The 14,945-nt window shown below is 74.7% G+C and carries 8 protein-coding genes; 1 reads left to right on the forward strand and 7 read right to left on the reverse strand.

What is annotated here, in order from left to right:
• Positions 1 to 45: 45 nt before the first annotated feature.
• The 7 genes from KV557_RS31255 to KV557_RS31285 all read right to left on the reverse strand — a co-directional run bounded on the left by KV557_RS31255 (position 46) and on the right by KV557_RS31285 (position 12,187).
• Positions 46 to 5,133, reverse strand: coding sequence for a type I polyketide synthase (locus KV557_RS31255; RefSeq protein WP_218204923.1), 5,088 nt, complete (start codon positions 5,131 to 5,133; stop codon positions 46 to 48).
• A 40-nt stretch (positions 5,134 to 5,173) separates the two neighbouring features.
• Positions 5,174 to 7,300 (reverse strand): aminodeoxychorismate synthase component I, encoded by a 2,127-nt coding sequence (gene pabB, locus KV557_RS31260; protein WP_218204924.1) that lies wholly within the window; start codon positions 7,298 to 7,300, stop codon positions 5,174 to 5,176.
• A 28-nt stretch (positions 7,301 to 7,328) separates the two neighbouring features.
• Positions 7,329 to 8,087, reverse strand: coding sequence for a thioesterase II family protein (locus KV557_RS31265; RefSeq protein ID WP_218204925.1), 759 nt, complete (start codon positions 8,085 to 8,087; stop codon positions 7,329 to 7,331).
• A gap of 27 nt (positions 8,088 to 8,114) precedes the next feature.
• Positions 8,115 to 8,309, reverse strand: a complete 195-nt coding sequence (locus KV557_RS31270) for a ferredoxin (protein ID WP_218204926.1) — start codon at positions 8,307 to 8,309, stop codon at positions 8,115 to 8,117.
• Between the two features lie 72 nt (positions 8,310 to 8,381).
• Entirely contained in the window at positions 8,382 to 9,560 is a 1,179-nt protein-coding gene (locus KV557_RS31275) for a cytochrome P450 (protein ID WP_218204927.1), read from the reverse strand.
• A gap of 109 nt (positions 9,561 to 9,669) precedes the next feature.
• A complete protein-coding gene (locus tag KV557_RS31280; RefSeq protein WP_218204928.1) occupies positions 9,670 to 10,728 on the reverse strand; it encodes a DegT/DnrJ/EryC1/StrS family aminotransferase in 1,059 nt (352 codons plus the stop codon).
• 73 nt (positions 10,729 to 10,801) lie between these two features.
• Complete coding sequence (locus KV557_RS31285) at positions 10,802 to 12,187, reverse strand: glycosyltransferase (protein ID WP_218204929.1); 1,386 nt, start codon at positions 12,185 to 12,187, stop codon at positions 10,802 to 10,804.
• A gap of 412 nt (positions 12,188 to 12,599) precedes the next feature.
• Between KV557_RS31285 and KV557_RS31290 the strand changes: the two genes are divergently transcribed.
• Positions 12,600 to 14,945: ATP-binding protein (locus tag KV557_RS31290; protein WP_218204930.1), on the forward strand; the 2,346-nt coding region annotated here is incomplete at its 3' end.

Consider the following 14,945-nt stretch of genomic DNA (forward strand, 5'->3'; position numbering starts at 1 on the left):
TCTCCGAGCGGCGGTTGGTGGGGTGGGACGGGCGGTTCGGGCGCCTCAGTCGACGGCGTCCATCAGGCGGAACAGCTCCTCGTCGGTGGCCGTGTCGAGCTCCGGGCCGGGGACGCGGCGCGCCGGGGCGGCCGGCGGGGCGCAGCGCTGGGCGAGGTCGCGGAGCCGGGCGGCGGTGGCCGGGTCGACGGGCGTTCCGGCCGCGAGCAGGTCGGCCAGCCGCTCGACCAGCTCGGCCGCCGTGCCCGGCTGCCCGGCGGGACGGGCGATGCAGCCGCGCAGGACGCGGACCACGGCGTGCGGCGACGGGTGGTCGAACACCAGGGTTGCGGGGAGCGCGCTGCCGGTCGCGGCGGCGATCCGCTCGCGCAGTTCGATCGCGTTCACGGAGTTGATGCCGAGGTCCGCGAAGGCCTGCGCGGCGTCCAGCTCGGCGGCGGTCCGTCCGAGCACGGCCGCGGTCTCCGCCAGGACCAGCGTCAGGAGGACGGCGTCGCGTTCCTCGGCGCCCGCCGTCGCGAGGCGCTCGGCGAGAGGAGCCGACGGGGCGTCGGCGGGCGCCAGCACCGGCAGCGGAGCCTGCGCGGCCAGCCAGTACGTCTGCCGCTGGAACGGATAGGTCGGCAGCGGCACCGGCCCGGTCCCGGGCAGGACGGCGTCCCAGTTCACCGGCACGCCGTGCAGGTGCAGCCGCGCCACGGCGGCGAGCGCACCCCGGGTCTCGTCCCCGTCGGCCGATCCGGTGGCGATCACGGCGGCGGACGGCCGCCGTCCGCCGGGCCCGGCCAGGCATTCCCCGACCATCGGCGCGAGCGCGGCGGCGGGGCCGAGCTCCACGTAGGCGTCGACCCGTTCGCGGCGCAGCTGCTCGACGGTGTCCCGGAACCGGACCGGTTCGCGGACCTGCCGCACCCAGTAGCCGGGGTCGCAGGCATCGTCCCCGGTGAGGAGGCGGCCGGTGACCCCGGAGACCAGGGGAACGGCGGGCGCGGTGAAGGACAGCCGGGCCGCCACCGCCCGGAACTCGGCCAGCATCGGTTCCAGCAGCGGGGAGTGGAAGGCGTGCGAGACGCGCAGCCGGGTCGTGCGCCGGTCGGCGAAGCGGGCCTCGATCGCCGCGACGGCGTCCTCGGTGCCCGAGACGACCACTGAGGACGGGCCGTTCACCGCCGCGATCGAGACGAACTCACCCAGGAGCGGCCGGACTTCGTCCTCCGTCGCCTGCACGGCGAGCATGGCGCCACCGGCCGGCAGGGCCTGCATGAGCCGGCCCCGGGCGGCGACCAGGGTGCAGGCGTCCGCGAGGGAGAGCACCCCGGCCACCTGGGCGGCGGCGATCTCGCCGACGGAGTGCCCGGCCAGCAGGTCGGGCCGCACGCCCCAGGAGGCGAAGAGCCGGTGCAGCGCGACCTCGTGGGCGAACAGCGCGGGCTGCGCGTACTCCGTCCGGTCCAGCAAGGGACCGGGCTCAGCCCACAGGACGGAGATCAGCGGCCGGTCGAGCAAGGAGTCGAGGGCGGCGCACACCTCCTCCAGGGAAGCCCTGAACTCCGGGAAGGCACTGGCGAGTTCACGGCCCATCCCGGGCCGCTGGCTGCCCTGCCCGGCGAATACGAATGCGAGCCGGCCGCCGCCGTCGCGCCGGCCCGCCACCGGGGCGACCGGCGAGGGCGATCCGGCGGCGAACTGCCGCAGCGCGGTGAGGACTTCGCCACGGTTCGCGCCGACCAAAAGCGCCCGGTGCCCGTGGACGGCCCGGGTGGTGGCCAGGGCGCGGGCGAGATCGGGCAGGGCGTACTCCGGGTGCGCGGCAGCATGTTCGGCCAGCCGTCCGGCCTGGGCCCGCAGGGCAGGCTCGCTGCGCGCGGAGAGCACCAGCGGCACCGGCCCGCCCTCGGCGGCACCGGCGCTTACGGGCGCGGGCGCCTCCTCCAGGACGACATGGGCGTTGGTCCCGCTGATCCCGAACGAGGACACTCCCGCCCGCCGCGCCCGCCCGGCCTCCCTCGGCCACGGCCGGGCCTCGGTGAGCAGCCGGACCGCGCCCGAGGACCAGTCCACCCGGGTGGTGGGCTCGGTGACGTGCAGTGTGCGTGGCAGCAGGCCGTGGTGCAGCGCCTGGACCGTCTTGATCACCCCGGCGACCCCGGCCGCCGCCTGGGCGTGCCCGATGTTGGACTTCACGGATCCCAGCCAGAGCGGCCGGTCCGCCGGCCGTTCGCGTCCGTGGACGGCCAGCAGGGCCTGCGCCTCGATCGGGTCGCCCAGCGCCGTCCCGGTGCCGTGGGCCTCGACGGCGTCCACGTCTGCGGGGGCGAGCCCGGCGTCGGCGAGCGCGCGCCGGACGACCCGCTGCTGCGCGGGGCCGTTGGGCGCGGTGATGCCGTTCGAGGCGCCGTCCTGGTTGACGGCCGAGCCCCGGACGAGCGCGAGCACCGGGTGCCCGTTGCGCCGGGCGTCGCTCAGCCGCTCCAGGACGAGCAGCCCCGCGCCCTCCGCCCAGGCCGCGCCGTCGGCGTCGTCCGAGAAGGCCTTGCAGCGGCCGTCCGGGGCCAGCCCGCGCAGCCGGGAGAACTCGACGAAGGACGCCGGGGTGGCCATCACCGCGACGCCGCCGGCCAGGGCGAGCGAGGACTCGCCCGAGCACAGCGAGCGGCAGGCCAGGTGCAGGGCGACCAGCGAGGACGAGCAGGCGGTGTCCACCGTCAGGGCCGGGCCCTCGAAGCCGAAGCAGTACGAGATCCGCCCGGCCAGCGCGCTGCCGGCCGTGCCGATCCCGAGCAGTCCCTCCAGCTCTGCCGGGGCCCCGGCGCCCGGGCGGGCGCCGTAGTCGTGGTACATCGCGCCGGTGAACACCCCGGTGCGGCTGCCGTGCAGCCCGGTCGGGTCGATCCCGGCGTGCTCCAGCGCCTCCCACGCGGTCTCCAGCAGCAGCCGCTGCTGCGGGTCGGCGGCCAGGGCCTCGCGCGGCGAGAAGCCGAAGAAGGCGGCGTCGAACCGACCGGCGTCGGGCAGGAAGCCGCCCTTGCGGACGTATGAGGTGCCCGGGTGCTCCGGATCGTCGTGGAACAGGCCGTCCAGGTCCCAGCCGCGGTCGTCGGGGAACCCGGAGGCGGTGTGGATGCCGTCGGCGACCAGCGCCCACAGGTCGTCGGGCGAGGCGATCCCGCCGGGCAGCCGGCAGGCCATGCCGACGATGGCCACCGGTTCGTCGAAGGCAACCGCAGCGTCCTCGTCCGGCTGGTCCGGGGCCGACCCGGACAGCAGGCGGGCGACCGCCGCCGGGTTCGGGTGGTCGAAGCCGAGGCTCACCGGGAGCGGCCGTCCGGTGGCCTCTGCCAGCAGGTTCCGCAGCCGGATGGTGCGCACCGAGTCCAGCCCGTACGCCCGGAACGCGGTCTCCGCCCCGATCGGCTCCTCCTCGGGGCCGCGGCCCATGACCTCGGCCGCGCAGGAGCGCACCAGGTCGAGCGCGTCGCCGTACCCGAGCGGGGCCGGGCCTTCCGCCGGGGTGCCGGCTGCCGCGTCCGAGGCCACCAGCTCCTCCAGCGCCCGCCGGTGGAGCTTGCCGGCCGGGGTGCGCGGCAGGTCGTCGACGGTCACCAGCTCCAGCGGGACCTTGTACTCGGCGACCTCGCGCTCCCGCAGGAACGCCGTCACCGCCCGGAGCCCGATCGCCGGGTCGGCCCGGCGGGTGAGCACCAGGCACGGGATCTCGCCGAGCCGTTCGTCCGCCCGGCCGACGACGGCGAGCGGGCCGATGCCCGGCAGGGCGGCCAGCACCTCCTGGACCTCGGTCGCGTCGAACTTCCGCCCGCCCACGTTGATCAGCTCCGCCGACCGGCCGTGGAAGCGGACCAGCCCGTCTTCGTCCACGCTCGCCCGGTCGCCGGTGCGCAGCCAGCCGTCCGGGGTCATCGCGGCGCGGGTCAGCTCGGGCTCCCGGTAGTAGCCGCGGAACATGCTCGGGCTGCGGTACTGGAGGTCGCCGGCCTCGCCCGCGGGCAGCTCCTGCCCGTCCTCGGCGACGATCCGGACCTGCGCGCCGCTGGTCGGCCGGCCGACGCTGCGCACGGCCGCCCCGGCCGGGTCACCCGCCGGGGTCCGGGTCCCGGTGCCCAGTTCGGACATGCCCCAGACCACCACCAGCTCGCCGCCGAGCGCCGCCCGGACGTCCGCCGCCAGCGCGGCGGGTATCGCCGCACCGGCGGTGCGCACCTCGTACGGGCGGAAGCCGGCCGGCTGCCCGCTGCGGGCCAGGGCGGCGACGACGTCGTGCAGTTGCGCCGGGACGGCGAAGACCGCGCTGGGCCCGGTGCGCCGGGCGAGGGCGAGGAAGCGGTCCGGGTCCCAACTGCGCAGCAGCACCTGCCGGCAGGCCCGGAACAGCGCGGTGTGCAGGGATTGCAGGCCGAACAGGTGGGTGAGCGGACAGGCCGTCAGGATCGCCCCGGCGAAGGCCGGGCCGCCCTCCTCCGCGACGGGCGCGGTGTTGGAGAGCAGCCCGTCGTGGCTGTGCAGGCAGATCTTCGGCCGGGCCGAGGTGGTGCCGGAGGAGGGGATCAGGACCAGCGGCTGCTCCGGCCGCACCTCGACCGGGTGCGGCTCGTGGCCGGCCCAGGCGGCCGACTCGCGTTCCAGGGAGTGGACCCGCGGCGACTGCGGCAGCTCGTCCGGATCCCCCGCGACCAGCGCCGTCCGCAGCGACGGCACCGCCGCCAGCAGGTCCGGCGCCGTCCCCGCCGCCTCCGGCCCGAGCAGGACCGCCACCGGGTCCACCCGGGCCAGCAGGGCCCGGACGTCGGCGGCGCCGTGTCCGGCGTGCACCGGCAGCATGACCGCGCCGATCGTGGCGACGGCCACGTGCGCGGTCGGGTACTCCCGACAGTTCGGCAGCTGGACCGCGACCACGTCGCCCGGGCCGACACCCAGCTCCTGGAGCGCCCGGGCCAGCGCGGCCACCTCGGCCCGCCACTGGGCCCAGGTGAGCTCGCGGTCCCCGTCGACCAGGGCCACGGCGTCCGGCGCGCTGCGCACCGCCGCCGCGAACACGCCCGGCAGGGTGTGGCCGCCCAGGGCCCCGGGCGAGCCCGCGGCCGGATCGATCGCGTAGTTCTTGCGGTGGACGGACACCTTCACTCCCGAGGGGTCGCTGGGGCTGCCGCAGCCATCCTCAGCCCGAGACCGCCGGGAAAGCCCTAGAGCTGCGCAGGCGCGGCGGGGGCGGGGCGTGCTCGGGAAGCGTGGTGCCGAGCAGGGCCAGCAGCGGGCGGGCCTTGACCACCGTCTCGTCGAACTCGCCCTCGGCGTCGGACAGGGCGATGATCGCGCCACCGACCCCGTAGCGCAGCCGGCCGCCGCTGAGCACGGCGGTGCGGATGACGATGCTCAGATCGGCGGCGCCGGTGAGCGAGAAGTAGCCGATCGCGCCCGAGTAGATGCCGCGCGGGCCGTTCTCCAGCCGGTCGATGATCTGCATGGTGCGGATCTTCGGCGTGCCCGTCATCGAGCCGCCGGGGAACGCCGCCCGCACGCCCGCGACCGCGCTGCACTCGGGGCGCAGCTGCGCCCGGACGGTGCTGACCAGCTGGTGGACGGTGGCGTAGGTCTCGACGTCGAACAGCGGGTCGGCGGTGACGGATCCGGTCCGCGCGCACCGCCCGAGGTCGTGCCGGACGAGGTCGACGACCATGAGGTTCTCGGCCCGGTCCTTCTCGCTGGTCGCCAGGTCGGCGAGCAGCAGGGTGTCCTCCTGCGGGGTGGCGCCGCGCGGCCGGGTGCCCTTGATCGGCTTGGACTCCATCAGGCCGTCCGGGCCGATCCGCAGGAAGCGCTCGGGGGAGGAGCTGAGCACCGACAGGCCGTCGAAGTCCAGGAAGGCGGCGAACGGGGCCGGGCTGATCCGCCGCAGGGCGCGGTAGGCCTGCCAGGGGTCGAGGCCGGACGGGGCGTCGATCATGTTGGTGAGGCAGACCTCGTAGGTTTCGCCCGCCCCGATCTCGTCCTGGCAGGCGTCGATGAGCTTGAGGTAGGCGTCGCGGTAGTGGCGCAGCCGCAGCCGGACCGGTTCGCCGGGCGGGGTGGCGGTGGGCGCGTCGGTGCGCGGGGCGGGCGCGGTGAGCAGGGCCTCCGTGGCCTGCAGCCAGGCCCTCGCGGCGCGGTCCTTCCCGTCCTCGGCCAGGGCGAGCAGGTGGGCGGCGCCGGTGTGGTGGTCGAGGACGACCGCCCGGTCGGCGAACACCATGACGGCGTCCGGGTCGGGGGAGCGGTGGGCGCGGTCGCCGCCGCACTCGGCCTTGAGCTCGTAGCCCAGGCAGCCGACCCAGCCGAGCGCGAAGTCGAACGGCAGCGCGGGCACGTCCGCCCGCACCGAGCGCAGGTCTTCGTCGAGCCAGTCCAGGAACGCGCCGTGCACGACCTCGGTGGTGTCGCCGGCGGTCACCGTCACGGTGCCGCGGGACACGTCGGCGGTGGCGATCCGGGCGAGCGGCCCGGAGGCGTTGCCCATCGCGGAGATCCGTCCGAGCCGCCCGCCCGGGAGGCTGCTGTCCAGCCAGAAGGGGTGGCTGCCGGGGCGGAACAGCCGGTCGAAGACCGTCTCGGCGTCCCACCGGGTGTCGATCCGCCGGGTCAGGACCGTCAGGTGCCGGGCGGCCGGCGTCGCCGGCGCGGGGGTGGGCTCGGTGCGTGGCGGCGGCGGGGTGGTGCTGCGCCGGCGGCCGTGGCGTTCGGTGAGGTCGCGGAAGTTCGCGAGCAGTTGGTGGCCGGCCTCGGTGCCGATCGATTCGGGGTGGAACTGCACGCCCCACATGGGGAGTTCGCGGTGGCGCAGGGCCATCACCACCCCGTCGTCGGTGGCCCAGGCGATGGGCTCCAGGGCGGGGGAGAGCGTCGTGACTGCGAGCGAGTGGTAGCGGACGACCTCCAGCGGGTTCGGCAGGTGGTGGAAGAGCCCGGTGCCGGTGTGCCGGACGGCCGAGGTGCGCCCGTGCCGGGGTTCGGGCGCGCGTCCCACCGCGGCGCCGTGGGCGAGGGCCAGGCCCTGGTGCCCGAGGCAGACGCCGAGGACGGGCAGCCGGCCCTCGCGGGCGATCCCGGCGCAGTGGCCGAAGTCGGCGGGGTTGTGCGGGGTGCCGGGGCCGGGGGAGAGCACGACGTTGTCGAACGCGTCGAGCAGGCCCGGCCGGAAGGCCGGGTCGTCGTTGCGGATGACCTCCGGCTCGCAGCCGTTGACCTCGGCGAGGTAGTGGAACAGGTTGTAGGTGAAGGAGTCGTAGTTGTCGACCAGGAGAGTGCGCATCAGAGGTCCTTGTCCGGCCGGCGGTTGGTCAGCGGAACGCGGCGAGTTCGGCGGAGAGCTCCCGGAGGACCGCGGCTTGCCGGCCGGCCAGGAAGAAGTGGCCGCCGGGGAAGACCTGGAGCCGGAAGGCGCCGGCGGTGTGGACCTGCCAGGCCCGGGCCTCGGCGATCGTGGTCCGGGGGTCGGCGTCCCCGGTGAGCGCGGTGATCGGGCAGCCGACGACCCGCTCCGCCCCGCAGGTGTAGCGCTCGATGGCGCGGTAGTCCGCCCGGATCGCGGGCATCGCCATGCGCAGGACCTCCTCGTCGCCGAGGAGTTGGGCGCTGGTGCCGTTGAGCAGCTTGAGCTCGGCGATGATGCCGTCGTCGTCCTGCCGGTGCACGGTCTCGCTGCGAGTGGTGGAGGGCGCCCGTCGGCCGGAGGCGACGATGCACCGGGGTGCGTGGGTGCCCTTCTGCTCCAGCCGCCAGGCGGTCTCGAAGGCGAGGACGGCGCCCATGCTGTGGCCGAAGTAGACGGTGGGCCGGTCGTCCAGGGCGAGCAGTTCGTCGGTGATCCGGTCGGCCAGGGTGGCGATGTCCTCGATGCAGGGTTCCAGCCGGCGGTCCTGCCGTCCGGGGTACTGCAGGGCGATCACCTCGGTGTCGGCGGCGAGGGCGGCCGAGACGGGGTGGAAGAAGGGGGCGGAGCCGCCGGCGTGCGGGAAGCAGACGAGCCGTACGGGGCGGTCGGCGGCCGGATGGAAGCGGCGCAGCCACAGCGTGCTCGACGTGCCGGGACTGGTCATGGGGTCGGTCCTCTCTGGGGGCGGGATTCAGTCCCGCTGGACGGTGATGGCGCCGGACGGGCAGAGCGTGGCGGCCAGGGCGACCGCGTCCTGCTCGTCGGCGCCCACCGCGGGGTCGTGGACCTCGACCACGCCGTCGTGGTCCTGGTCGAAGACCGCGGGCGCGGTCAGCACGCACTGGCCCGCGCCGACACAGCGGTCGGTGTCGACGGTGATGCGCATGAACGGTTCTCCCGGTCGGTGGTGGGTGGTGGGTGCTACCAGTCGGTGACAGGTGCGACGAGGCAGCGCGTGCTACCAGCGGACCGGCAGCGCGTGCAGGCCGCACAGCACGCCGTCGTACTTGAGCGGCAGTTCCTCGGCCGGCACGGCCAGGCGCAGCCCCGGGATGCGCTCGAAGAGCCTGCGGTAGGCGATCTCCATCTCGATCCGGACCAGGTTCTGGCCGAGGCACTGGTGGACGCCGTAGCCGAAGGCCACGTGGTGGCGCTCGGTGCGGGCCGGGTCGAAGCGGTGCGGGCAGGCGAAGGCCTGCTCGTCGTGGTTGGCGGCGGCCACCAGCGGCACGATGCCCTCGCCGGCCCGCACCAGCTGGCCCGAGATCTCGACGTCCTCGACGGCGACCCGCAGGGAGACCAGGTCGGCCACGGAGTGGAAGCGCAGCGTCTCCTCGACCACCCGGTCGTCGCCGATCCACTCGGGGTTGTTCAGCAGCGTCACGACGCCGAGCGCGATGTTGTTGGCGGTGGTCTCGTGGCCCGCGATGAGCAGCAGCATCAGCACCCCGGACATCTCCTGGGGCTCGATCGCGCCGGTCGCCAGCAGACGGCTGATCAGGTCGTCGCCGGGCCACTTCTGCTTGATGGCCACCAACCGGTTGATGTAGCGCAGCAGTTCGCGGGACGCGGTGTCGCGCTGCTGGTCGGTGGAGGCCTGGATGGCGACCAGGGTGCGGGTGCGGGACTCGAAGAAGTCCCGGTCGACGGGCGGCACGCCGAGCAGGGAGGAGATGACCAGCGAGGGGACGGGCAGCGCGAAGTCGGCGACCAGGTCGGCCTCGTTCCCGGCGGCCAGCATCGCGTCGATACACCGGTCGACGGTCTGCTCGACCGCGGGACGCAGCTCCCGGACCCGGCGGACGGTGAACTCGGGGATGAGCGCCTTGCGGAAGCGGTCGTGCTCGGGCGAGTCGAGGCCGACGAACCAGCCGGGGATCTGCTCCTGGCGGGGCACGCCCATGGTCTGGCTGATGTTCGGGAAGCCCGGGTGGTCCGGGTTGGAGCTGATCTTCCGGTTGGTCAGGACGGCCCGGACGTCCTCGTGCCGGGTGACCAGCCACACCTTGTTGCCGTTGGGCAGGTAGGACAGCATCAGGCCCGGCTGGTCCCGGTAGTCCTGGTAGCGGGGCGGCGGAAAGGCCTCGCCGGGCCTTCGCAGCGGGAAGTCGACCACCCGCGGTTCGGCGCTTGTCATGTCGTCGGGTCTCCCTCGGCGTGGTCCGGGTTCGTGGGCCGGTTCGCGGTCCGGGTATGTGGTCCGGGTCTCTGTGGTCCGGATCTGTGCTCCGGGTTCGTGGTCCGGTTCAGGACGCGCCGTGGAACGCGCGGACCCGGTCGATCACGCGGTCCTGGTCGGCGACGGTCAGGTCGGTGTAGGTGGGCAGGTAGAGGCCGTCGGCGGCGAACCGGGCCGCGTTGAGGCCGGGCCAGGCCGGGTCGAGGTAGCCGGGCTGGCGGCTCATCGGCTGGAAGAACAGCCGGGTCTCGATGCCCTCGGCGGCCAGGAACTCGCGCAGCGCGGTGCGGCGTTCGGCGCGCAGGTCGTACATCCACAGCACGTCCCGGGGCGGCATCAGGGTGATCCCGGGGACGTCCTTGAGGCCCTGGTCGTAGCGCCGCTCGATCTCCCGGCGGGCCGCGAGGATCCCGTCCAGCCGCTCGGTCTGGGCGAGGGCCACGGCGGCCTGCATGGCCGTCATCCGGAAGTTGTAGGCGAGCTTCTTGTGCAGGAAGCTGTGGTCGGTGGTGAAGGCCATGGCGCGCAGGTGGGCCAGCTGGCCGGCCAGGCGGGGGTCGTCGGTGAGGCAGATCCCGCCCTCGCCGGCCGTGATGATCTTGTTGGCGAACAGCGAGAAGCACGCGATGTCGCCGGTCGGGCGGATGCCGTGGGCCTCGGCGGAGTCCTCCACCACCCGCAGGTTGTACTGGTGCGCGATGTCCATGACCGCCCGCATGCCGCAGCGGCGGCCGTAGATGTGCACCGGCATGACGGCCTTCGTCCGCGGCGTGATCTTCTCCTCGATCCGCGTGACGTCGATGTTCAGGTCGTCCGCGCAGTCGACGAAGACCGGGGTGGCGCCGGTGTACGTCACGGCCCAGGCCGAGGCGATCATGGTGAACTCGGGCACGATCACCTCGTCGCCCGGACCCACGCCGAGGGCGCGCAGCGCCAGCGTGAGCGCCGCGGTGCCCGAGGAGCAGGCGACGCCGTGGGCGGAGCCGTTGTAGTCGGCGAAGGCCTGCTCGAACCGCTGGACGTACGGGCCCTGGGAGGAGATCCAGCCGTCGCCGATGGTGTCGGTGACGTACTCCAGCTCCCGCCCGTCGAGGCTCGGCCGGGACACGGGGATGGTGAAGGGCATGGGGTCCTCGCTTCGCGGTCGGTCGGGGTGGTCGGTCGGGGTGGTCGGTCGGGGTGGGAGATCGGGGTGGGCGTCAGGCGACGGACGGCAGGCTGAGCAGGAGGTCGGCCGCGGCGGTTCGCCCGCCGGCCGCGCGCTGCGCCGCGCCGATGCGTTCGGCGCGCTCGCGGAACGAGCGGTTGCCGAGCACGCGGGTGAGCTTGTCCACGACGTCGGCCGGGTCGAGGTCCTGCGGCCGGTCCAGCGTCAGGCTGATCCCGAAGTCCCGCCCGCGCACCGCCTGGTCGTAGCAGTCCACCCACAACGGCCGTACCACCAGCGGTTTTCCGAAGTACACGCCCTCGTGGAAGCCGTTGCCGCCGCCGTGGGTGAAGAACACCCCGACCTTGGGGTGGGCCAGCACGTCCAGCTGGGACGGCAGCCAGCCCTCGATCCGGAGGTTGTCCGGCAGTTCGTCCTTCGGCGGCAGGAGGTGCTGCTGCTCGGCCGGCAGCCGCCACAGCACCTGGTGGCTGCCGTCCAGCCGCCGGGCCACCTCCACCAGGGCGCCGACCTGCGGCCGGGTCAGCCGGGTGATCGTGCCGAAGCCCATGTAGACCACCGAGGACTGCGCGTCCAGCCAGTCCATGACCCCGGTGCCGTCCTCGGCCCGGGTGGTCTCCGGCAGCGGCGGTACCATCGCCCCGACGAGCTTCACCTTCCCCGGCATTTCGAACGGATAGTCGAGTTCCGGGACGGAATTGCACAGCACCATTTCCGCCCGGTCGATCCGGGTCATCGGGCTGGGCTTCGGCAGGCCGAGTTCCTTGCGCAGCCGGGCGTCCTCGGAAAGCACCTTCCCCATCGCGGGGTGGAGGAAGAGTGCGAGCGTGCGGAGCTTGAAGAGCCGGTTGCGCAGACGCTGGCCGAAACCCATCGGGTAGGGCAGGCCGGAATGCGGGACGGGGAAATCCGTCGGCGTGTACGAGTTCCCGAACGGGCTGTGCGAGGTGAGGACATTGCTCGGCAGGAATGGCACGCTCAGGACGAACGGAATCCCCCGGGTCAGGGCCAGGTCGACGGCGAAGGAGCTGACGCAGTCGATGACCATCAGCGCCGGCTCGCAGGAGTCCACGACCGCGGCGAGCCGGCGGTATTTCTCGGCCTGCAGATCGGGCCGGTAGGACTGCCGGATCACGGCGCGGTGCGCCTTGAACCGCGAGGCCTGGGTCACCTCGCGGTAGACGTCGTCGGCCCAGGTGACCGCGGACAGCTCGGAGAACACGTCGCCGAGGGAGGCGAACTCCACCGCCGACTTGTCGGCGAGCGCCAGGACGTCGGCGCGCCGGGGCTCGTCGGTGGCGAACCAGAGGTCGGGCACGCCCCGCCGGGCCAGCTCGCCGGCCAGCACGAGCAGCGGATTGAGCAGGCCGCTCTCCGGAAGGCTGACGAAAAGGATCGGCCGTTGCGCGGTGCTCATCGGACTCCCTCGGGGCGGGGTGGCGGCTGGTACTGCACCCCACTGTGGTCTCACGCCCGGTGCCGGGAATTCCTTAGTCCTGCGCCCGGCCGGGCACGCACCCGGCCCGATCGTCCGGGTGTGTCCGTATTTGGCCGAAAAGCCTGATGGCAAAGAGAAGTTAACGGACGTTTCAACCTTTCTTGGTGGTCACGGCGGCGCCCGCGGCGTTCGGGGCGGCCACCAGCCGGTCCGCGGATGCGGGCGCGGCGCGGCCGGAATTGGTTCGGACACCCCTCGGCTTCTTGACGGACCCCATACATTCTTGGTCGGATGCGCTCGGGTACGCTGACGCCTGTCGGCCGCAATTGTGGTCCGTTCCGGGCGTGGTGACGGAATATCGGAACTGTCTGCGCTTGGGGGTGAAGGTTTCGTGCTGTCATCGGAGGGAATTCCGGGGGAGGCGGAGCCGATTTTCGGCCGCAGCAGTGAACTGTCGACGATTTTCGGACATGCCGAGGCAGCGCGCCGGGGACGGGCCCGATGCGTGCTCCTGACCGGCCCGGCCGGTATCGGGAAAACGAGTCTGCTCAATGCGCTCCTGGCCGATTCCCGCCGTCGCGGTGCTGTGGTCCTGCACGGCCACCGACCCGCGCGCACGGGCTATTCGGGGCTGCGGGCCTTGCTCGCACCAGCCGTGGACAGGGAGCTCGCCGGCGCACTCGCCGCCCTGCTGCCCGAGCCCGGCGCCGAGCAGCCCTTCACCCCCGCGAGCGCCTGCCCGGTCTTCCACGCTCTCTACCGGGCCACCGCCGCGCTGATGACGGACCGTCCGCTCGTCCTCGCCCTCGACGACGCCGAGGACTGCGACGAACACACGCTCCGCTTCCTGGACTTCCTGCTGCGGCGCTCGGCCGGGCACCCGCTGCTGATCGCGCTCACCCGCCGCGCCGGCACCCGGCCGGCCGGCTCCGAAGCCTGGCTGGACCTCTCCACCCAGCCCTCGGTCAGCACCGTGCGGCTCACCCCGCTGGACGGCACCGCCGTCGGGGAACTCGTCCGGCAGTGGTCGCAGGCACCGGCCGACCCCGCCTTCGTCGAACACCTCACCGAGGTGAGCGGCGGCAACCCGCGCACCACCCTGCAGGTCCTCGACGAGCTGCGCGCGCAGGGCGTGCGCCCGGACCGGGACGGTGCGGACCGGGCGGCCGAGCTCGGTGGCCGGATCCTCGCCCGGACGGTACGCGGCCTGCTCGACGGCGCGCCCGCCCCGGTGCGGGCCGCCGCTGCCGCCGTCGCGGTGGTCGGCGCGGCCCGCACCGACCACATCGCCGCCCTCGCGGGCGTGGCCGGCCCTCGCGCCGAGGAGGCCGTCGCCCTGCTGCGGGAGGCCGGCGTCCTCGCCGCCGACGGCGCCGGCCCGGTCCACGAGGCCGCGCGCACCGCCCTACTGAGCGACGCGGGCGGTCCCGCCGACCTGCACGCCAGGGCCGCCCTGCTGCTCAGCGACGCGGGCCGCCCGCCCGAGCAGGTGGCCCGGCACCTGATGGAGGTCCCCGGCACCCCGCTGCCGTGGATGGCCGCGGTCCTGCGGGACGCCGCCACCGAGGCCGAGGAGCGCGGCGACTTCGACACCGCCGCCGGGTTCCTGCAGCGCGCCCTGGACGCGGCACCGGACGACGACCGGCTGCTCCTGCGGCTGGCCGTCGCGCTCGCCCAGACGGACCCGCTGGCCGCCGTCCCGAGGTTCCGCGCGGCGCTCGCCCTCGCCGCCGACCCCACCGCGCGGGCGCGGATCGCCGTCCAGTGCGCGATGGCCTGCCTGGCCGTCCCGCTCACGCCGTCCTCCCGCGCCGAACTGGCGGAGGCGCTGGAGGGCGCCCTGGACGGCCCGGAGGGCAGCCCCGGCCCGCGGCTGCGCTGGCAGGTGCGGACCGCCCTGCTGGTCACCGGCCGTGGATACCGGGCAGCCGTGGCGACCGTCCCCGCTCCCCGCGCCGCGCAGTTCACGGTCGCGGAGGACGACCTCGGGAACGTCCAGGAGCAGGCGCTCGCCGCCCTGCGCACCGCCCTGGCCGGGCACTCCCGCGAGCTGGCGGTGGCGGCGGCCCGCCGCGCCGCGGACGCCGCCGGGCCGTCCTGCCCCGGGTGGCCGCTGATCGCCGCCGCGGCCGCCCTCGCCCTCGCGGACGAGACCGGGGCCGCCGGCGCCGTGCTCGACCGCGCCCTGCACGGCGCGGGCCCCTGGGTCCGCACCCTCGCCGAGGCCGGCCGGGCCCTCGTCCTGCACCGCGCCGGCGCCGTCGCCGAGGCCGAGAGGGTGGCCCGTGCCGCGGTCGACGGGTTCGGGACGGCCGGCCCCGACACCTGCCTGATCGCCCCCCGGGCCGTCCTCGCGGCGATCCTGGTGGACCGCGGCGAGGCCCACCGGGCCGAGGCCCTGCTCGCCGGTGCCGTCCGGACCGGGCCGGACGGCACCGGACTGGAGCAACAGCTCTACCTGCTCGCCCGGGGCCGCGCCCGCTGGGCGGCCGGTGACACCGACGGCGCCCTGCGCCTGCTACTCGAATGCGGCCGGGTCCAGCAGGCCGCCGGCGTCGAGAACCCGGTCTTCGCCCCGTGGTGGGCCGACTCCTGCCTCATCCTCGCCGCCGCGCGCAGGCCGGCCGCGGCCCGAGCGCTCGCCGAGGAGGGCGCCGAACGGGCCGCCCGCTGGGGCACGGCCCGCGCGCTGGGCCTCGCCGCCCTGGCGGACGGCGCGGTGACCCCGGGCCGGATC

Origin of the sequence: Kitasatospora aureofaciens (genome assembly GCF_019192735.1) — a bacterium.
GTDB classification, from domain to species: domain Bacteria; phylum Actinomycetota; class Actinomycetes; order Streptomycetales; family Streptomycetaceae; genus Kitasatospora; species Kitasatospora aureofaciens_A.

Excerpts from the sequence above, each read along its gene's own strand:
- pabB (WP_218204924.1), bottom strand. The coding sequence starts at position 7,300 with ATGCGCACTCTCCTGGTCGACAACTACGACTCCTTCACCTACAACCTG.
- KV557_RS31270 (WP_218204926.1), bottom strand. The coding sequence starts at position 8,309 with ATGCGCATCACCGTCGACACCGACCGCTGTGTCGGCGCGGGCCAGTGC.
- KV557_RS31280 (WP_218204928.1), bottom strand. The coding sequence starts at position 10,728 with ATGCCCTTCACCATCCCCGTGTCCCGGCCGAGCCTCGACGGGCGGGAG.
- KV557_RS31265 (WP_218204925.1), bottom strand. The coding sequence starts at position 8,087 with ATGACCAGTCCCGGCACGTCGAGCACGCTGTGGCTGCGCCGCTTCCAT.
- KV557_RS31275 (WP_218204927.1), bottom strand. The coding sequence starts at position 9,560 with ATGACAAGCGCCGAACCGCGGGTGGTCGACTTCCCGCTGCGAAGGCCC.
- KV557_RS31285 (WP_218204929.1), bottom strand. The coding sequence starts at position 12,187 with ATGAGCACCGCGCAACGGCCGATCCTTTTCGTCAGCCTTCCGGAGAGC.